19 protein-coding genes are annotated in these 19,611 nt (G+C 63.5%); 16 read left to right on the top strand and 3 right to left on the bottom strand.

What is annotated here, in order from left to right; all coding sequences use genetic code 11:
• Positions 1–28: 28 nt before the first annotated feature.
• The 4 genes from OKW29_RS09405 (at position 29) to phaC (ending at position 4,049) form a co-directional block, all read left to right on the top strand.
• Positions 29–778, top strand: a complete 750-nt coding sequence (locus OKW29_RS09405) for an electron transfer flavoprotein subunit beta/FixA family protein (RefSeq protein ID WP_429290855.1) — start codon at positions 29–31, stop codon at positions 776–778.
• Between the two features lie 13 nt (positions 779–791).
• The gene (locus OKW29_RS09410) at positions 792–1,739 is read left to right on the top strand and encodes an electron transfer flavoprotein subunit alpha/FixB family protein (protein ID WP_429290856.1); all 948 of its coding nucleotides are present in this window, start codon (positions 792–794) and stop codon (positions 1,737–1,739) included.
• Positions 1,740–1,821: 82 nt separating this feature from the next.
• On the top strand, positions 1,822–2,292 hold the full coding sequence (locus OKW29_RS09415) for a MaoC family dehydratase (RefSeq protein ID WP_184074472.1): 471 nt from the start codon (positions 1,822–1,824) through the stop codon (positions 2,290–2,292).
• A gap of 14 nt (positions 2,293–2,306) precedes the next feature.
• Positions 2,307–4,049 carry a class I poly(R)-hydroxyalkanoic acid synthase gene (gene phaC, locus OKW29_RS09420; protein ID WP_429290857.1) on the top strand — a complete coding sequence of 581 codons (1,743 nt, stop codon included), beginning with the start codon at positions 2,307–2,309 and terminating at the stop codon, positions 4,047–4,049.
• An 87-nt stretch (positions 4,050–4,136) separates the two neighbouring features.
• Here phaC and OKW29_RS09425 read toward each other — a convergent pair whose 3' ends face one another.
• On the bottom strand, positions 4,137–5,138 hold the full coding sequence (locus tag OKW29_RS09425) for an AraC family transcriptional regulator (RefSeq protein WP_429290858.1): 1,002 nt from the start codon (positions 5,136–5,138) through the stop codon (positions 4,137–4,139).
• 242 nt (positions 5,139–5,380) lie between these two features.
• On the opposite strand from OKW29_RS09425, the gene OKW29_RS09430 reads away from it, so the two are divergent.
• From OKW29_RS09430 to OKW29_RS09470, 9 genes are all read left to right on the top strand, one after another.
• Positions 5,381–6,436 carry a 3-keto-5-aminohexanoate cleavage protein gene (locus OKW29_RS09430; protein ID WP_187618072.1) on the top strand — a complete coding sequence of 352 codons (1,056 nt, stop codon included), beginning with the start codon at positions 5,381–5,383 and terminating at the stop codon, positions 6,434–6,436.
• Between the two features lie 155 nt (positions 6,437–6,591).
• Positions 6,592–7,914, top strand: coding sequence for an MFS transporter (locus OKW29_RS09435; protein WP_429290859.1), 1,323 nt, complete (start codon positions 6,592–6,594; stop codon positions 7,912–7,914).
• 107 nt (positions 7,915–8,021) lie between these two features.
• Positions 8,022–9,002: a quinone oxidoreductase family protein gene (locus OKW29_RS09440; RefSeq protein ID WP_429290860.1), complete on the top strand. Its 981-nt coding sequence runs from the start codon at positions 8,022–8,024 to the stop codon at positions 9,000–9,002.
• Positions 9,003–9,012: 10 nt separating this feature from the next.
• The gene (locus OKW29_RS09445) at positions 9,013–9,861 is read left to right on the top strand and encodes a TauD/TfdA dioxygenase family protein (RefSeq protein WP_429290861.1); all 849 of its coding nucleotides are present in this window, start codon (positions 9,013–9,015) and stop codon (positions 9,859–9,861) included.
• Positions 9,862–9,879: 18 nt separating this feature from the next.
• Entirely contained in the window at positions 9,880–10,446 is a 567-nt protein-coding gene (locus OKW29_RS09450; RefSeq protein WP_429290862.1) for an RBBP9/YdeN family alpha/beta hydrolase, read from the top strand.
• A gap of 32 nt (positions 10,447–10,478) precedes the next feature.
• Positions 10,479–10,835: a Rieske (2Fe-2S) protein gene (locus OKW29_RS09455; RefSeq protein WP_429290863.1), complete on the top strand. Its 357-nt coding sequence runs from the start codon at positions 10,479–10,481 to the stop codon at positions 10,833–10,835.
• Between the two features lie 49 nt (positions 10,836–10,884).
• Positions 10,885–12,510 carry a 3-(methylthio)propionyl-CoA ligase gene (locus OKW29_RS09460; protein WP_429290864.1) on the top strand — a complete coding sequence of 542 codons (1,626 nt, stop codon included), beginning with the start codon at positions 10,885–10,887 and terminating at the stop codon, positions 12,508–12,510.
• Positions 12,511–12,648: 138 nt separating this feature from the next.
• Positions 12,649–13,794, top strand: a complete 1,146-nt coding sequence (locus OKW29_RS09465; RefSeq protein WP_429290865.1) for a porin — start codon at positions 12,649–12,651, stop codon at positions 13,792–13,794.
• Between the two features lie 30 nt (positions 13,795–13,824).
• On the top strand, positions 13,825–14,202 hold the full coding sequence (locus tag OKW29_RS09470) for a BON domain-containing protein (protein ID WP_429290866.1): 378 nt from the start codon (positions 13,825–13,827) through the stop codon (positions 14,200–14,202).
• A 53-nt stretch (positions 14,203–14,255) separates the two neighbouring features.
• On the opposite strand, the gene OKW29_RS09475 is transcribed toward OKW29_RS09470, so the two are convergent.
• Positions 14,256–14,699 (bottom strand): VOC family protein, encoded by a 444-nt coding sequence (locus OKW29_RS09475; protein ID WP_184060608.1) that lies wholly within the window; start codon positions 14,697–14,699, stop codon positions 14,256–14,258.
• A gap of 297 nt (positions 14,700–14,996) precedes the next feature.
• Here OKW29_RS09475 and OKW29_RS09480 point away from each other — a divergent pair, with 297 nt between their 5' ends.
• The 3 genes from OKW29_RS09480 (at position 14,997) to OKW29_RS09490 (ending at position 18,413) form a co-directional block, all read left to right on the top strand.
• Positions 14,997–15,788 (top strand): DUF899 domain-containing protein, encoded by a 792-nt coding sequence (locus OKW29_RS09480; RefSeq protein WP_429290867.1) that lies wholly within the window; start codon positions 14,997–14,999, stop codon positions 15,786–15,788.
• Positions 15,789–16,028: 240 nt separating this feature from the next.
• Entirely contained in the window at positions 16,029–16,454 is a 426-nt protein-coding gene (locus OKW29_RS09485; RefSeq protein WP_429290868.1) for a DUF1801 domain-containing protein, read from the top strand.
• A gap of 225 nt (positions 16,455–16,679) precedes the next feature.
• Positions 16,680–18,413, top strand: coding sequence for an IlvD/Edd family dehydratase (locus tag OKW29_RS09490; protein ID WP_429290869.1), 1,734 nt, complete (start codon positions 16,680–16,682; stop codon positions 18,411–18,413).
• A gap of 130 nt (positions 18,414–18,543) precedes the next feature.
• Here the strand turns inward: OKW29_RS09490 and OKW29_RS09495 are convergent, their stop codons facing one another.
• Positions 18,544–19,599, bottom strand: a complete 1,056-nt coding sequence (locus OKW29_RS09495) for a serine hydrolase domain-containing protein (protein WP_429290870.1) — start codon at positions 19,597–19,599, stop codon at positions 18,544–18,546.
• Positions 19,600–19,611 lie beyond the last annotated feature (12 nt).

Below are 19,611 nucleotides of genomic sequence, written 5' to 3' on the forward strand. Positions count from 1 at the left end.
GCCCTATCGGTGTGGGAAGGAGAGTGTTGTGAGAGTTCTTGTAGCAGTCAAGCGAGTGGTCGACTACAACGTGAAGGTGCGCGTGAAATCGGACGGTACGGGCGTCGATATCGCGAACGTGAAAATGTCGATGAACCCGTTCGACGAAATCGCGGTTGAAGAAGCGGTGCGTCTGAAGGAAGCGGGCGTCGCGACCGAAGTTGTCGCCGTGTCGGCCGGTGTTGCGCAGGCGCAGGAAACGCTGCGCACCGCGCTCGCCATCGGCGCGGATCGCGCGATCCTGATCGAATCTGGTGAAGACCTGCAGCCGCTCGCCGTCGCGAAGCTGCTCAAGGCGCTCGTCGACAAGGAGCAGCCGCAACTGGTGATCCTCGGCAAACAGGCCATCGACGACGACTCCAATCAGACCGGCCAGATGCTCGCCGCGCTCGCGAATCTGCCGCAGGCGACGTTCGCGTCGAAGCTTGTCGTGGCGGACGGCAAGGCAACGGTGTCGCGTGAAGTGGACGGCGGCGCGGAAACGCTGTCGCTGACGCTGCCGGCCGTGGTCACGACCGATCTGCGCCTGAACGAGCCGCGTTACGTAACGCTGCCTAACATCATGAAGGCGAAGAAAAAGCCGCTGGAAACGGTCAAGCCCGAAGACCTCGGCGTCGATGTCACGCCGCGTCTGAAGACGCTGAAAGTCGCCGAGCCGCCCAGGCGCTCCGCCGGTGTGAAGGTGCCGGACGTGAAGACGCTGGTCGAGAAGCTGAAGACCGAAGCGAAGGTGCTGTGAGGAGACCCGAGAAATGACGAACCTGGTAATTGCAGAACACGACAATGCGTCGATCAAGGCCGCGACGCTGAACACGATCGCAGCGGCACGGAAGATCGGCGGTGATATTCACGTGCTGGTCGCGGGACATAATGGGCAGGGCGCGGCCGATGCGGCCGCGAAGATCGCGGGTGTCAGCAAGGTGCTGCTCGCCGATGCGCCGCAACTGGCCGAAGGCCTCGCGGAAAACGTCGAAGCAACGGTGCTGACGCTTGTGCAAGATGCGGCGAAGCACTACACGCACATCCTCGCGCCGGCTACCGCCTACGGCAAGAATGTCGCGCCGCGTATCGCCGCGAAGCTCGACGTCGCGCAGATCAGCGACATCACGGCAGTGGATAGCGCCGACACGTTCGAGCGTCCGATCTACGCGGGCAACGCAATCGCGATCGTGCAATCGGCTGATCCGATCAAGGTCATCACCGTGCGCTCGACCGGTTTTGATGCAGTTGCAGCCGAAGGCGGCAGCGCAGCGGTCGAGAAGATCGAAGCGGCAGCCGACGCAGGCCTCGCGCAGTTCGTGAGCCGCGAAGTGACGAAGCTCGATCGTCCGGAACTGACGAGCGCGAAGATCATCGTGTCGGGTGGCCGTGGTCTGGGCAATGGCGAGAACTACATGAAGGTGCTCGAGCCGCTGGCCGACAAGCTCGGCGCGGCGCTCGGCGCATCGCGCGCGGCGGTCGACGCGGGCTTCGTGCCGAACGACTATCAGGTCGGCCAGACCGGCAAGATCGTCGCGCCGCAACTGTACGTCGCGGTCGGCATCTCGGGTGCGATCCAGCACCTCGCCGGCATGAAGGACTCGAAGGTCATCATCGTGATCAACAAGGATGAAGAAGCGCCGATCTTCGGCGTGGCCGATTACGGCTTGGTTGGCGATCTGTTCACCCTCGTGCCGGAACTCGAGCAGGCGCTCGGCTAACCGCATCCAGCGGTTAGCGTCCGGCACAACGCGCAGTTCGCGCCAGAAGAGGGCAAATGCGCGCCCAGCAAGCGGAATAATCATGAATGAGCTTAACGGATACGATTTCGAAGATCTGCGACCGGGCATGAGTGCCCGGTTCGCCAAGACCATCACGGAGGCGGACATTCTGCTTTTCGCGGGCGCGTCGGGAGACATCAACGCGGTTCACATCAACGAGCAGTTTGCGCAAACCACACCCTTCAAGGGGCGCATCGCTCACGGCATGTTGACCGCCAGCATCATCTCCGCGGCGATCGCGGGGCGGCTGCCCGGCCCGGGCACGATCTACCTCGGGCAGAACCTGCGCTTCAAGGCGCCGGTTCGACCCGGCGACACCGTGCAGGCCGAAGTGACCGTCAAGGAACTGATTCACGACAAGCGCCGCGTGGTGCTGTCCACCGTTTGCACGGTCGGCGGCAAGGTGGTGATCGAAGGCGACGCCGTGGTCATGCCGACAACCTGCCGCGACCGTGTCGTCGAGGACGCGGCTTGCGCCGTCAGCAAAGCATGATAGCGAGCCCCGCCATGAGAATGCCATTCAGCATGCCACACGAGTTTTCCACGGGCTGGGTCAATGCCGGCTTCGATTTCTGGCGTTTTTCGCCGGTCAAGGATGAATACGCCACGACGGTGCCCGACACCGACGGCTCGGACTTCGATTTCAACGGGCCGATTGCGCGAGGCTCCGTGACCCACACGAGCGCCCACTACCTGCAACAGCAGGCGCAACTGTGGAGCGACGCCGTCGCCGGATTGGTCGGCGGGCGCACGGAGTTGAAGGCGGTCGCCGAGCCCGAGCAGGGAGACCGGCGCTTTCACGCCGACGACTGGTCCAGCAACGGCTGGTACAGCCTTCTTAAACAGAGCTATCTGATCAATGCCCGGGCACTCGCGGAGTTCGTCGAGGCGAGCGCGCTCGACGAAAAGGGCAAGCACAAGCTGCGCTTTTTCATGCGCCAGTTCATCGACTTCGCCAGCCCCGCGAATTTCGTCGCGACGAATCCCGAAGTCATCCGGGCGGCGGTGGAATCGGGCGGATCGAGCCTGCTCGCGGGCGTTGCGCATCTGCTCGACGATCTGGGCAGCGGCTCGATTTCGATCACCGATCAAAGCGCGTTCGAAGTGGGCCGCAGCGTTGCCACGTCCAGTGGCGCGGTGGTCTATGAGAACGAGCTGTTTCAGCTGATCCAGTACGAGCCGCTGACACCCAAGGTCGCCGCGCGGCCGCTCGTGATCGTTCCTCCGTGCATCAACAAGTTCTACATCCTGGATCTGCAGCCGGAGAATTCCTTCGTGCGCTTCGCCTGCGAGCAGGGCCTGACGGTGTTCGTCGTGTCGTGGCGCAACCCGCAGCAGGACATGGCGCAGACCACGTGGGACGCCTACCTCGAGGACGGCGTGATGCAGGCGATCAGCGTCGCGCGTGCGATTAGCCGGGCCGACCAGGTCAATGCATTGGGCTGGTGCGTGGGCGGCACGATGCTGTCGTCGGCGCTGGCGGTCATGCGTGCGAACGGCGACGACTCCGTGGCCAGCCTGACGCTGCTGACGGCGTTGCTCGACTTCACCGACCCGGGCGATCTCGGCGTGTTCATCGACGAGCAGGGCGTGGCGATGCGCGAGCATGCGATCGGTGGCGGTGGGCTCTATCCCGGACGCGAACTCGGCTTCGTATTCCAGTCGCTGCGTGCCAACGATCTGATCTGGCCGTATGTCGTGAACAATTACCTGAAAGGCAAAACCCCGGCCGCGTTCGATCTGCTGTACTGGAACGCGGACACGACCAATCTGCCCGGTCCGATGTACAGCTTCTATCTGCGCAACATGTACCTCGAAAACAGTCTGCGCGTGCCGAACAAACTGAAGTTTTGCGACACGCCGGTGGATCTCGGCAACATCGATATTCCGAGCTATCTGATGGCGGCCGAGGAAGATCATATCGTGCCGTGGCGATCCGCCTATCAGTCGACGCAACTACTGGGCGGTCAAACCGAGTTCGTGCTGGGGGCAAGCGGCCATATCGCGGGTGTGATCAATCCGGCGACTAAGAACAAGCGCAGCTACCGAACCAACGATACCTGCGACGAGAACGCCGACGAGTGGCTCGCAACGTCGGTTCAGCAGCGCGGCAGCTGGTGGAATCACTGGATCGACTGGGTCAAGCAGCATTCCGGCGAGCAGGTCGAGGCGCGCACGAAGCTCGGCAACAGGAAGTACAAGGCAATCGAGAGCGCACCGGGCCGCTATGTGAAGCTTCGCGCCGAGTGACCGGATGGCGATAGCGGGTGCGGCAACAACGGAGGGTAATGCTCAGTGCATCACCCTCCGTTTTTTTGTCTTCACTGCCACCGGCCGTCACTTCGCATGGCTCGCGCGCCAGTCGCGCGGCGTCATGTGGAAGCGCGACACGAACCAGTTCGTGAACGATCCCTGTTGCGCGTAGCCGAGAAGCGCCGAGACGCGTCCGATCGGATAGGTGGGATTGCTCATGTAACGCACGGCGAGTTCGCCGCGGACTTCCTCGACCTGATCCGAAAAACTGGTGCCGGCCGAATTCAACTGCCGTTGCATGGTGCGTACGCTCAGACGCAAATAACGTGCAACCAGCTCGACGTTCGCCTGCTCGAGCGGCAGCAGCAGGTAGATCGCCTTGCGCACTTCCAGCGCGGCCGATTCCGCGGCGCTCACGTTCAGCGGAGAGGCGAGGCTTTCCGCATAGCGCACGAGTTCAGGATCGGCCAGTGGATTCGGGTAGTCGAGATCGGCGCTCGCGCAGACGAACCCGTTGAAGTCGCTGCCGAACACCAGCGGACAGCCGAAGAAGCGTCGATGAAAGGTCAGGTCTGCGGGCGCCGGATGCGTGAAGTGGACCTCGCGCGGTTTCCAGAACTGGCCGAGCAGGGCACTGGAGTGGCGCGCGAGGACGCCGAGCGCCAGTTCGATCGCCTGCCTTGTCGGGGTACCCCGTTCGACGACGAGTTCCTCCCGAATGGTGACCGTATTGTCCGCGTCCTCGACGTACACCGCCAGCGCTTCGTTGAGCAGATGGCGGTATTCGGCCGCGGCCAGCAACACTTCGCGCAGCGTGCGTTTGTGCGCGAGCAGGACATTGATCACGCCGCTGCCGAAGGTCTGCCGCGTTTCCGCCATTTGCAGCGCGAGGGTCGGGCACGACGCCTTTTCGGCCGTCATTTCCAGCAGCCGGCAACAGGCGGTGGCCGATACGCGATCGTCCGGATTCGCGAGCGCGCCGGCGTCGATGCCGGCCTGCTTCGCGAGCTCGACCGGATTGAGTCCAAGCCGTCGCGTCACTTCGAAATAACCGCTCATGGCTACCGACGTCACCATCGTTTCCATCGTAGTTTCTCCGGACGATTCATACGCTGAGTATTTTTCTAGTCATTAAACACTTGCTTCGCGCAATTATTGGTGTTAACGCGCAGTGGCACGAATCGCTAAAAGGATGGCGTCCAATCATAAAAGTGTAGCGCGCGATTGCCGTATCGTGGGCACATATCGTTCGATGTGTTCCAGCAAATTTTCATGCGACCTCGCGATAGCGGAACACCGTGACTTCAAAATTGGATGGAGGCAAACAAATGCAATTTCTCGACGATTCGCTGCACCCTGAGAATCAGGACAAGGTAGTCATCACCACCGCGCCGTACGGCCCGGAATGGATGCCCGAGGACTTCCCGGAAGACATCCCCGTGACGATGGACGAGCAGATCCAGAAGGCCGTCGATTGCTATAACGCCGGCGCCACGGTATTGCACCTGCACGTGCGCGAACTGGACGGCAAGGGCTCGAAGCGCCTGTCGAAGTTCAACGAACTGATCGCGGGTGTGCGCGCGGCAGTGCCCGACATGATCATTCAGGTCGGTGGCTCGATCTCGTTTGCGCCGGAAGACGACGGACAAGCCGCGAAGTGGCTGTCCGACGATACGCGCCATATGCTGGCCGATCTCGATCCGAAGCCCGATCAGGTGACGGTCGCGATCAACACCACGCAGATGAACATCATGGAGCTGCTCTATCCGGAGTATCTGGCAGGCACCTCGCTTTCCAACCCCGCGTTCATGGCCGCCTATAGTGAAATGACGGTGCCGGCCGGTCCCGCATGGGTCGAGGAACACCTGCGCCGCCTGCAGGCTTCGGGCATCCAGCCGCACTTCCAGCTCACGGGCATCCACGCGCTCGAAACGCTCGAGCGCCTCGTGCGCAAGGGCGTCTACAAGGGCCCGCTGAACCTGACGTGGATCGGTATCGGTGGCGGCTTCGACGGCCCCAATCCATTCAACTTCTTCAACTTCGTGCATCGCGCGCCGGATGGCTGCACGCTCACCGCCGAGTCGCTGCTGAAGAACGTGCTGCCGTTCAACATGATGGCCATGTCGATGGGACTGCATCCGCGCTGCGGCATCGAGGACACGATCATCGACCAGCACGGCAAGCGCTTCACGTCGGTGCAGCAGATCGAGCAGTGCGTGCGCGTCGCGCGCGAACTGGGGCGCGAAATTGCCACTGGCAAAGAAGCGCGCGAGATCTACCGTATTGGTGTGCAGTACGAGACGGTCGAAGAGACGCTGGTCGCCAACGGCATGGCGCCGAACCGCCAGGCCGGTGTCAGGAACCTGCCGCTTCGCGCGGCGTGATCACCAGGAGCCCGGGCCGGCGCATTGGCCGAGGCCGGGTTTCATGGCTAACGCTTCCGGTGCATAGCGGGGAGCAGATAGCTGAATCCATAACAGGTCGTCGGCCCACGCGGGCAAGGCGGCCGCCAGGGAGTCAGCGTGGAAGGAGACAAAATATGCTCGTTCAGCATGCAGCGCCCGCGACGGGCGAAGCTTCGGCAGCTCAGACGGACGTGCGCGCTTATGCGTGGGTAGTGTTTGCGTTGACGGTCGGATTGCTGCTTTCCGACTATATGTCGCGGCAAGTGTTGAATGCCGTGTTTCCGCCGCTCAAGGCGGCATGGCATCTGTCCGATGCGCAGCTGGGTTCGCTCAGCAGCGTGGTCGCGCTGATGGTCGGTGTGCTCACGTTCCCGCTGTCGGTTCTGGCCGACCGCTGGGGCCGCGTGAAGAGCATCGTGCTGATGGCGGCGATGTGGAGTCTCGCGACGGTGGGCTGCGCGATCTCGGCGAACTATGGGCAGTTGCTGCTGGCGCGTGCCTTTGTCGGAATCGGCGAAGCGGCCTATGGCAGTGTCGGTATCGCAGTTGTTCTGAGCATCTTTCCGGTCCGGCTGCGCTCCACGCTGACCGGCACCTTCATGGCGGGCGGCGCGTTCGGCTCGGTGCTGGGCATGGCGCTCGGCGGCGCGGTGGCGGCTCACCTCGGCTGGCGTTCGGCATTCGGCGCCATGGCGGCGATGGGGGTCGTGCTGGTCGTGATCTACCGCCTCGTCGTCACCGAAAAGCGTCTTGTGCCGCTGCAGCCGGCGAGCGTGACGAGGCAGGCGCAATCGCGCGGCATGTGCATGAGCCTGCGCGCGCTGATGAAGGGGTTGTTTTCGACGAAGTCCGTGGTGTGCGCCTATGTGGGCAGCGGCCTCCATCTGCTGGTTCCCGCCGCTGTGTGGGCATGGATGCCGAGCTTCCTGAATCGCTACTACGGCATGGCCACCGGCAAGGCTGCGATGTGCGCGGCGGTGTTCGTGCTGGTGACCGGGGTGGGCATGGTGGTGTGCGGAAACCTCGCCGACCGGCTCAGCAAGAACATGCGGGAACGCAAGTGGAGCGCCGCGATCGCCTTCTGCCTCGCCTGTTTCGTTCTGCTCGCGATTGGCTTGCGGATGCCCGCGGGGCCATGGCAGCTGGTCGTGATCGGCGCCGGCATGTTCTTCTGCGCCGGTGCGAGCGGCCCGTCGGGTGCGATGGTGGCGAACCTCACGCCGCCGACGATTCACGCCTCGGCGTTTGCGACCCTGACGCTCGCGAACAACCTGCTGGGCCTCGCGCCGGCGGCTGTTCTCACGGGGATCATCGCCGATCGGATCGGACTGCTGGGCGCGTTGCAACTGGTGCCGTTCGCACCGCTTGTCGCGGCCGCCGCATTCATGATCGGCAAACGGAACTACTCGGGCGATCTGGATCGGCTGAACACGCTGCGCGAGCAGGCCGCACGCTGACATCGCATGGTGCCGCGCGGACGGCGCGGAGCACCGAACCTGTAACTGCGCCGCTGGCGCAACGAATTCTGCAAAGTGCAGATCAAGTAAAGAATTGGAGAGTCAACATGGCAAAGGCAGTTCGCTTTCATGAAACCGGTGGTCCCGACGTGCTGCGCTACGAGGACGTCGAAGTGGGCAACCCCGGTCCCGGTCAGGTTCGCCTGCGCCATCAGGCAGTGGGCCTCAATTTCGCCGACACCTACTTTCGCAGCGGCCTGTATCCGGTCCCGCTGCCCGCGGGGATGGGCGTGGAGGCCGCGGGCGTGGTCGAGGCCGTTGGCCCGGACGTCACGAACGTCGCGGTGGGCGATCGTGTGACTTACACGGGCTTCCTCAACACGCTTGGCGCGTACAGCACCGAACGCCTGATTCCGGCCGCGCCGCTGATCCGGCTGCCCGATGCGATCGGCTGCGAAACGGCTGCCGGCATGACCATGCGCGGGTTGACCTCCGCGTATCTGATGCGCCGCATTCACGACTTCAAGGCGGGCGACACGATCCTTCTGCATGCCGCCGCCGGCGGTGTCGGCCTGATCGTTTCGCAATGGGCGAAGCTGCTGGGTCTGACCGTGATCGGCACGGTTTCGAACGAGGCCAAGGGCGAGGTGGCCCGCGCGCACGGCTGCGACCACGTCATCAACTACAGCCACGAAGACGTCGCCAGGCGCGTGCGCGAACTGACCGATGGCGTCGGCGTGAACGTCGTGTTCGACAGCGTCGGCAAAGACACCTTCGAGGCCTCGCTCGATTCGCTGAAGCGCCGCGGTCTGCTGGTTTGCGTCGGTACGGCCTCCGGCCCGATCCCGCCGTTCAATCCGCAACTGCTGGCTATGAAAGGTTCGCTCTATCTGACCCGCCCGGCGCTGGCTGACTACATCGCCGACCCGGCCGAGAAGGACGAGCTTGCCGGCGAAATCTTCGGGCTCATCGCCTCGGGACGCATCAAGATCGAGTTGAATCAGCGCTATGCGCTCGAAGATGCGGCGCAAGCCCATCGTGATCTGGAGTCGCGCAAGACGACGGGTTCGTCGATCTTCGTCATCTAAGGAGCTAGCCATGCGAGTCGAACAACTGACGTACTCGATCGGCGCCGAACTGATAGGGGTGAATCTCGCCCACGCCATCCATGACGATGGCCTGTTTGCCCAAATCCGCTCGGCGCTGCTGAAGCACCGGGTGCTGTTCCTGCGCGACCAGGACATCACGCGTGCCGAACACGTGGCGTTCGCGCGCCGCTTCGGCGAACTGGAAGACCATCCGGTCGCGGGCAGCGATCCGGAAAATCCGGGCCTCGTGCGGATCTACAAGACCCCGGATCAGCCCAACGATCGCTACGAAAACGCGTGGCATGCCGACGCCACCTGGCGCGAAGCGCCGCAGTTCGGTGCCGTGCTGCGCTGCGTCGAGTGTCCGCCCGTCGGCGGCGACACGATGTGGGCGAACATGGTCCTCGCCTACGAGAATCTGCCGGCGTACGTGAAGGCTCAGATCGCGGACCTGCGCGCGCGCCACAGCATCGAGGCGAGCTTCGGTGCCGCGATGCCGATCGAAAAGCGTCTCGCGCTGAAGGCGCAATTTCCGGACGCGGAGCACCCGGTCGTGCGCACGCATCCGGAAACGGAGGAGAAGGTGCTGTTCGTGAGCGCTTTCACGAGCCATTTCACGAACTTTCACACGCCGGAGCGAGTGCGCTTCGGGCAGGACGCGAATCCGGGCGCGGGCGATCTGCTGCGCTATCTGATCAGCCAGGCGTACATCCCCGAGTACCAGGTGCGCTGGCGCTGGCAGAAGAACAGCATCGCGATCTGGGACAACCGCAGCACGCAGCACTATGCGGTGATGGACTACCCGCCGTGCCACCGCAAGATGGAACGCGCCGGCATCGTCGGCGACAAGCCGTACTGAACTAGCAGGTAGCTTCCCATGAATTACGAATTGAAACCGACCATTCTGATGGTCCCGGGTCTGCGCGACCACGTCGCGGAGCATTGGCAAACCCTGTTGCAGCAACGGCTGCCGAAAGCGCTGTCGGTGCCGCCGCTCGAACACGACAAGCTCAGTTGCGCGGCACGCGTCGCGGCGCTCGATGCCACGCTCGCGCGGATCGACGGCCCGGTCATTCTGGTCGCGCATAGCGCTGGCGTGATGATCACCGTGCATTGGGCGGCGCAGCACAAGCGCGAGATTCACGCTGCGCTGCTCGCGGCGCCCGCGGACCTCGAGACGCCGATGCCGGCGGGCTATCCGGAGCTGGATACGCTCGAGCAGAACGGCTGGCTGCCGATTCCATGCAAGCCGCTGCCGTTTCCGAGCATCGTCGCCGCGAGCCGCAACGATCCGCTCGCGCGGTTCGAGAAGGTGCAGGAGATGGCGCAGGACTGGGGCAGCCGCCTCGTCGATCTCGGCGAAGTGGGGCACCTCAATCCTGCTTCGGGCTTTGGCGAATGGCCGATGGCGGAGACGTTGATTCGCCGCCTGGTACTGATGTGACGCGGCCCGCGTCGGATCAGAAGGAGTCCGGGATGTCGCGTCGGATCGTGGTGGGTGTTGCCGGCGAACTCGCGCCGGGCCAGCGCAAGCTGGCCTTCATCGATGGCCGCAGCATCGTGCTGTTCAACATCGCAGGCACGCTTCACGCCATCGACAACACATGTCCGCACAACGGGGCCGCGCTGTCGAGCGGCCAGCTGGAAGGCTGCATGTTGCGCTGTCCGGCGCACGGTCTGCGCTTCGACGTGCGCACGGGCTGCATGGCGGGAACAGGCGGATTGAGCGTGACGACCTTCCCGGTCGAAATAGTGGATTCAAAGGTGGTGGTGAGTCTCGACGAGGCGAACGCGACGCCCTCGCATGCGCGAGTCGGCAGCGCGGCAACGTAAGGCCGGTAGGCCGGGCCCGAGACACCACAACCAATCAGGAGACGGAAAGATGCAAGGCTTGATGATGCAGCAGTCGCTGCTGGTTTCCGCGCTGCTCACGCACGCGGAGCGCCATCACGGCGAACAGGAAATCGTGTCGCGACGCGTGGAAGGAGACATCCATCGTTATTCGTATCGGCACCTCGCGCAGCGCGCGCGCCGTATGGCCAACGCGCTGTCGACGCTCGGCGTCGGCCAGGGCGAGCGCGTCGCGACGCTCGCGTGGAACGGCTATCGCCACATGGAGCTCTATTTCGCGGTGTCGGGCTCCGGCTCCGTGCTGCATACGCTGAACCCACGACTGCACGTCGACCAGCTCGCGTACATCATCGAGCATGCGGAAGATCGTGTCGTGTTCTTCGACCTGACCTTTCTGCCGTTGATCGAGAGCGTCGCGCCCCGGGTGAAGAGCCCGAAAGTATTCGTGGCGATGACCGATCGCGCGCACATGCCGCAAGCGAACGACCTGACCGGCATGCTGATGTGCTACGAGGATCTGCTCGAGCTGCACGACGACGTTTTCGAATGGCCGCTGCTCGATGAAAACAGCGCGTCGTCGCTGTGCTACACGTCGGGCACCACCGGCAATCCGAAGGGCGTGCTGTATAGCCATCGTTCGACCGTGCTGCACACCTACGCGGCGGCGCTGCCCGACTCGCTGAACTGTTCCGCGCGCGACGTGATCCTGCCGGTCGTGCCGATGTTCCATGTGAACGCGTGGGGACTGCCCTATATCGCCTGCATGGTCGGCGCGAAGCTGGTGTTTCCGGGGCCGGCGCTAGACGGCAAGTCGCTCTATGAACTGATCGAAACGGAACACGTGACGCTGTCGGCCGGCGTGCCGACGGTGTGGCAGGGACTGCTCACGCATGTCGATGCGATGGGCGGGACCTTCTCGTCGATGCGACGCACGGTGATCGGCGGCGCGCCGTGTCCGACCGCGATGACCGAGGCGTTCCAGAAGCGCCACCGGGTGGAGGTGCTGCACGCGTGGGGCATGACCGAATTGAGCCCGATCGGCACGGTCTGCAGCTTCAAGGCGCATCAGCAGTCGCTGCCGATGGAGGATCAGTACAAGGTTCAGGCGAAGCAGGGACGCGCGCTGTTCGGCATCGACATGCGGATCGTCGACTCCCACGGTAATGAATTGCCGTGGGGCGGCGAGAGCGCTGGCGACCTGCAGGTGCGCGGTCACTGGGTCACGCAGCAGTACTTCGGCGCCGACGTCGAGTCGCCATTGTGCGACGGCTGGTTTCCGACCGGCGACATCGCGACGATCGACCGGCACGGCTTCATGCAGATCACCGATCGCAGCAAGGACGTGATCAAGTCGGGCGGCGAATGGATCAGTTCGGCGGCGATCGAAAACGTCGCTTATCTGCATCCGGAAGTCTCGACGGCAGTGTGTATCGCCGCGCGGCATCCTAAGTGGGACGAACGGCCGCTGCTGCTGGTCGTGAAAAAGCCGGGCAGCGAGCTGGCCAGCGACGAACTGCTGTCCTTCTTCAACGGCCGGGTCGCGCGCTGGTGGACTCCCGATGCAGTGGTGTTCGTCGACACGGTGCCTATCGGCGCAACAGGCAAGGTCCTGAAGAACCAGTTACGCGATCAGTTCGGCAACTACTACCTGCCCTGACGCACGGCTTTCGCAGCAACGCAGTTCGATTCACGCAACAACGCGACCGGGTACGCCCGGCGCACACAAAACCACCAACCACTTGAAGCGACCGCAGCATCGGCTTTTGCGCCACCGCCGGTACGCGAAGGAGACACAATGAAGTTGAAGTCAAGCAGCGCTGTCGTGTTGGCCATTTTCGCCACCGCGGCTCATGCGCAGTCGTCAGTGACGCTTTATGGCGTAGTCGATACGGGGCTGCTGTATCAGAGCACATCGGCCGCTACCTTTCTGCCGCACGCGCCGAACACGGGCAAAATTTATCAGCTGAAGGACGGCGGTATCTATGCGAGCTTCTGGGGTATGAAGGGAAGCGAAGACATCGGCGGCGGTTACAAGATCAACTTCAAGCTGCAGGGTACGTTCAACACCACGAACGGCAAGTTCGGTCTGTCCGACACGCCGGGCGTCACGGCGATCTTCAACCAGTTCGCGACGGTCGGCGCATCGGGGCCGTTCGGTACCTTCGACGCCGGCCGGCAGATCATTCCGATGATCTACGCGATGGCGGAAACCGACGTCCGCGGCGCGCAGTATTTCGGCAGTATTCTGACCGCGTGGCTGGGCATCAATCAGGCGGCCGGCTGGCCAGGCACGAGCACGAACGCGCCGATCGGCGCGCTGTACGACAGCAACGCGCTCGTCTACAACTCGCCGAAATTCCATGGCGCGTCGCTCGCACTCGAGTACGCGCCGGGCGGCGTCGCCGGTCATTTCCAGGGCGGCACGCGCGAGTCGGCCGTGCTCAAGTATTCGAACTACGGTCTGAATCTGTCCGCGTTGTATTACAACGGCCACGATACCAATCCGTACCCGATCACCTACCCGGCGGCGCCCGCTATCCCCGCGACCGGGCTTGCGAACAACCGTTTCTACTATTTCGGTGCGATGTACACGATCGCCGGATTTTCGGTGTCGGCCTCGTACGGCGCCGGCAAGAACCCGGCCCATACCAACACCGCGGACTTCGAAATGATCTCGGGGGGCCTCGGCTACCAGTTCAATCCGCGTTTCAAGATCACGTCCGGGTACTACTACCTGAAAGACAAGAACAATTCGGCGAACCATTCCGGCGAGTTCGCCGTGGGCGCGGAATACAACCTGTCGCAGCGCACCAAGGCTTACGCGCAGGTGGGTTATGTCAACAACAGGGGGACCATGAACCAGACCATCGTCTATGGCGCCCCGGTTGCGCCTGGCGTGTCCACCACGGCGGCCATGGTCGGCATCCGCCACAACTTCTGATTACGTCGCCTATAACAACTGGAGTATTCGATGAAAAGCATTCAGGCACGCGCGTTGGCGATTGCCATATTGATTCTGGCCGCGTCGAGCAACGCATGGTCGCAGTCGGGCCAGACGGCTAGTGCAGCTTCGGGGGCACCCGCGATGTCAGCTAGCGCAGCCGCCCCCGTCAGCCCGAGGCAAGCCAATCGCGCGCTGCGTCGGCGGGTGTATGCCGCGATCGGCAAGCACAAGGAGATCAGCGCCGGCAATATAAGCGTCATCGCAAAAGGCGGCGCGGTGACGCTGAGCGGCACGGTCACCGACGTTTCCCAGATCAATCAGGTCGCGGAGATCGCGAGGGGTGTTCCGGGGGTGACTTCGGTGACCAACAAGCTCACGGTGCAAAAGCCGTTCGGCGGGATGTAAAAAGAACTCACGCATCGGGGGATTAAGCGCGAGGAGCCCAATATAACAATCCACTAGCTGTCGAACAGCGCCGTGTAACGGCGCTGCATCTCTTCAGGCGTGAGCGCTTCGATCTGCGCGCCGAGCATCCATTCGTGGCCGAATGGATCGCGCACGGTCGCCGAGCGCTCGCCATAAAAATGATCGGTTAGCGGGCGGACCACGGTTGCGCCCGCTGCAACCGCTCGTGCGAACAGCTCGTCGACGTCGTCGCAGTGGATATGCAGCAGCACACTCGGCCGGCTGTCGCCGGTCGGTCCAAGCATGTCATGCTCGGGATATTCATCGGACAGCATCACAGTCGCGGGACCGATCTTCACTTCGGCATGACCGATGCGGCCGCCTGGCTCGGTCAGGCGAAACTGCTCGACGCCGCCGAATGCCTGCGCGTAGAACTCGATAGCCCGTGCGGCGTTGCGCACGCGCAGATAGGGGTAGAGCTCGTGGATCGCGTTCATCGTCACCTCCGGGTGGTGGGCGAATGAGGGTTGCCGGACATAATAGTCTGCCTCGATCCGCTAAGCGGTCGCTTGGCTACCCACGGGATTCCATCGCCTTTTGACCAACGATGAATCGAGGTCGCTAGCGCTGCTCCTTCTGAATCGGGCCGCACCTGAATCGCGTCACATTTGTCACTCCCACCATTCGATGTCCGGCGGCCTAAACTACCCCATCATCAGCAGCGAGCGATGCCCGGTGAGCGAATCGCCTTCCGACCCGAACGCACAGGACTTCGCTCTAACCCGGAGGCTACGATGACAACGATCAAGTCACCTGAGAAGCGCGGGAAAGATGGACAGCCTGCCATGAAGACACCACCGATTGTGTCGCGCCAAGAGTGGGAGGCCGCGCGCGAGCAGCTGCTCGTCAAGGAGAAAGCCTTGACACGTGCCCGCGACGCGCTGGCCGCTGAGCGACGGCGGATGCCATGGCTTGCCGTGGAAAAAACGTATGCGTTCGACGGGCCGGAAGGCAGAGTAAGCCTGCTCGACCTGTTCAGCGGCCGCCGCCAGCTGGTCGTCTATCGCGCCTTTTTCGAGCCCGGCGTGCACGGGTGGCCAGAGCATGCGTGCATTGGCTGTTCCCTGGGGGCCGATCAGGTCTCCCACCTTGCCCATTTGCACGCTCGCGACACTACGCTTGTGTACGCGTCCCGCGCGCCGCAAGCGGATATCGCGCGGCTGAAGACCCGGATGGGCTGGGAGATGATCCCCTGGTACACCATCACCGACAGTTTCGACGCCGACTTCGGCGTGGACGAATGGCACGGCCACAACGCGTTCATCCGGGACGGCGAGCGGGTGTTCCGAACGTACTTCATTAACGGGCGTGGGGACGAGGCGATGGGCACGATCTGGAGCTACCTTGACATGACGGCGCTCGGGCGGCAGGAGACGTGGGAGGATTCGCCGGAGGGCTACCCGCAGAGCCGACCGTACAAGTGGTGGAACTGGAACGACACTTACGTCCCCGGCGCGGCTCCCGATCCGAAGTGGGTCGAGGTGTCAGATGCCGGAGAGGCTGCGTTTCGGAAACGCGACGACTAGCGCCTGACGAATCATCGATCGCTGTCGTTTCTCCGAGTGACTCACTTCGAGCGTAGAGTTTCGAGGTGAAATCTGAGTCCAGGTCCCCGGATGCGAATGAGCAGTATCGCGGTACGTTCGATGTTTGAAATCGCGTCATCCGCCAGCCACGAATCCAGGCGGAGATTACAATGACTGGATCGTTACGGCATCCTATCGGTTCAACCGCTTCGTTTCCCCGCTTACGAGGGCCACACTCCGATGAACGCGTCCGAACGTATCGACGAACTGATCGCAGGACTCACCGACTGGCGCGGCGCGATCTTCGCTCGCATCCGTCAATGCGTGCTCGCGGCGGACCCGGCGATCGTCGAGGAATTCAAGTGGATGGGTAGCCCGGTCTGGTCGCGCGACGGCATGATTGCGGTCGCCAACGCGCACAAGGGTAAGGTCAAGCTGACCTTCGCGCATGGGGCGGGCCTGGCCGACCCGGACGGCTTGTTCAACGCAGGCCTCGAAGGCAACGCGCGGCGCGCGATCGACTTCTTCGAGAGCGACGGGGTCGACGAGCGCGCACTGAAAGCGCTGGTGCGCGCCGCAATCGACTATAACCAGAATCATCTCAAGAAGAACATGCGCGGCGCACTGCAGAAAGCCGGCCGTAAGCGGGCGTCTGGCGACGCCTGAGGCCGGCACAGTCCACTCGCCAGCCCCGCCGCGCCGCCAGCTCCGGTGAGTCGATACCAGAATTGATATCGATATCGCCAAAAATATAATTGGAAAGATATCAACTCGCTCCGTACACTTCACCATCCCTGGACACTGAGCGGCAACCTCGCACCGTAGCGCCGGGCGGGCCGCTTCAGTCAAATTGGCCGGTGAGGGTCCCGGCACATGCATCAAGGACCTAGCATGTCGGAAATAAAGCGGAAATTGCGCTCGGCCGAGTGGTTCGGCACGGCTGACAAGAACGGCTTCATGTATCGAAGCTGGATGAAGAATCAGGGCATTCCCGATCATGAGTTCGACGGGCGTCCCGTGATCGGTATCTGCAACACGTGGTCCGAGCTGACGCCGTGCAACGCGCACTTTCGCAAGCTCGCCGAGCACGTGAAGCGCGGCGTCTATGAAGCGGGCGGCTTCCCGGTCGAGTTCCCGGTGTTTTCCAACGGCGAATCGAATCTGCGTCCGACCGCGATGCTCACGCGCAATCTCGCGGCGATGGATGTCGAGGAGGCGATCCGCGGCAATCCGATCGACGCGGTCGTGCTGCTGACCGGCTGTGACAAGACGACCCCCGCGCTGCTGATGGGCGCGGCGAGCTGCGACGTGCCGGCGATCGTCGTGACCGGCGGCCCGATGCTGAACGGCAAGCTCGACGGCAAGAACATCGGCTCTGGCACCGCGGTGTGGCAGCTGCACGAATCGCTGAAGGCCGGCGAGATCGATCTGCATCAGTTCCTGTCGGCCGAGGCGGGCATGTCGCGCTCGGCGGGCACCTGCAACACGATGGGCACCGCGTCGACGATGGCCTGCATGGCCGAGGCGCTCGGCACGTCGCTGCCGCACAACGCGGCGATTCCCGCGGTCGACTCGCGCCGCTACGTGCTTGCGCATATGTCGGGAATCCGGATCGTCGAAATGGCGCTCGAAGACCTGAAGCTGTCGAAGATCCTCACGCGCGAGGCGTTCGTCAACGCGATTCGCGTCAATGCGGCGATCGGCGGCTCGACCAACGCGGTGATTCATCTGAAGGCGATCGCGGGGCGCATCGGTATCGATCTCGAACTCGACGACTGGGTGCGCATCGGCCGCGACACGCCGACGATCGTCGACCTGATGCCGTCGGGCCGTTTCCTGATGGAAGAGTTTTATTACGCGGGCGGCCTGCCGGCCGTGCTGCGCCGGCTCGGCGAAGCGAACCTGCTGCCGCATCCGGACGCGTTGACGGTCAACGGCAAGTCGCTGTGGGACAACGTGAAGAATGCACCCAATACCAACGACGAAGTGATCCGTCCGCTCGACAAGCCGCTCGTCGCCGATGGCGGCATCCGCGTGCTGCGCGGCAATCTCGCGCCGCGCGGCGCGGTGCTGAAGCCGTCGGCGGCGACACCCGAGTTGCTCAAGCATCGCGGACGCGCGGTCGTGTTCGAGAACCTGGAGCACTACAAGGCGCGCATCGTCGACGAGACGCTCGACGTCGACGCGAATTCGGTGCTGGTGATGAAGAACTGCGGGCCGAAGGGTTATCCGGGCATGGCCGAAGTCGGCAACATGGGCCTGCCGCCGAAGCTGCTGAGGCAGGGCGTGAAGGACATGGTGCGCATTTCCGATGCGCGCATGAGCGGTACCGCCTACGGCACCGTGGTGCTGCACGTGACGCCGGAAGCGGCGGCCGGCGGCCCGCTCGCCGCGGTGCAGGACGGCGACTGGATCGAGCTCGATTGCGACGCGGGCACGCTGCACCTCGATGTCAGCGACGCGGAACTCGAGCGCCGTCTCGCGCAGCATGTGCCGCCCCAGCCGCCGGAAGGTGGCGGCTACCGGCGCCTGTATATCGATCATGTGCTGCAGGCCGATGAGGGTTGCGACCTCGACTTCCTCGTGGGGTGTCGAGGTTCCGCTGTACCGCGGCATTCGCACTGACGCGCCGTTGCAACGGCAACGGCTCGGCCCTTGGCCGTGCGGGCGATGCATTCGTGCATCGCCCGCATTTTTTTATGACCTGTCGTTGACGTTCGCGGCGCAGCTGCCTTGGAAGGTGCGCCGCTAATGGCTATTGGCCGAGGTTGTCGACCGCGTCGAGCACGAGTCCGAAGAACTCGTTCGCCGCGGCCGGATTCAGCCAGCGCACGACCACCGTCATGCGCCGCTCCGGTTCGACCCACGTGAACGAACTGCCTGCGCCGACACCGAAATAGCTCGACTCCGGCACGTTCGGGAACACCTTGCGCCCGGTGTTGAGCCACACGAGGTAGCCATAGAACGGCGCGATCGCGCACGGCGTGCGCATGCGCGCGATCCATTCGGACGACAGCACGCGCTGGCCGTTCGCGACGCCGTCGTCGAGCAGCATCTGTGCGACCTTCAACTGATCGTTCGCGCTGACCGATATGCCGCCGCCCCAGTGCGTGCCGCCCGGCACCGACTGCATGCGTCGCCCGTCGATTTCGACCCACGCATTGTCGTAGCCGACCCATTGCCAGTTTTCGCTCGCCCCCGAAGGCCGCATGATCGCTTCGCGAAACACCTCGGGCAGCGGCTGACGGAACAGATGCAGCAGCGCGAGCGAGAACTGGTTGATGCGGACGTCGTTGTATTCCCAGTACGTGCCCGGCCGTTGCGGCGGACGCAGATCGCCTTTTTTGCCATCGGGCGGCGCGGCGAAATTGACCGCACGGTAGTGATCCGCCTGATCCGACAAACCGAAGTACGTGCCGCGCCATTCGCTCGTTTGCTGTAGTAGATGCGCCCAGCTGATCGGCGCGTTGTGTTCGTCGTCGAAGCCGATGTCGGGTACGCGCACGCGCACCGGTTCGTCGACGTCGGGCAACAGGCCGCGATCGTGCGCGACGCCGGCCAGCAGCGCGAGGTACATCTTCGCGACACTGAAGGTCAGGTCGGCGCGATCCGGTTCGCCCCAGCTCGTCAGCACGCGGCCGTCGACGGCGATCGCGCCAGACACCGGCCCGCGATCATGCACGGGACCGAGCAGCCTGTTCCACGGCGGCGGGTCGTTCACGTGCACACCCCATGCGCCACTCACGTGGCGGTCCCAAAGCGATTCATGATCCACCGCGAACTGCACGGCTTGCTGCAAACGGTCTTGCATGGATAAGGTCCT

The organism is Paraburkholderia sp. CI3, from assembly GCF_050436505.1.
GTDB lineage: Bacteria > Pseudomonadota > Gammaproteobacteria > Burkholderiales > Burkholderiaceae > Paraburkholderia > Paraburkholderia tuberum.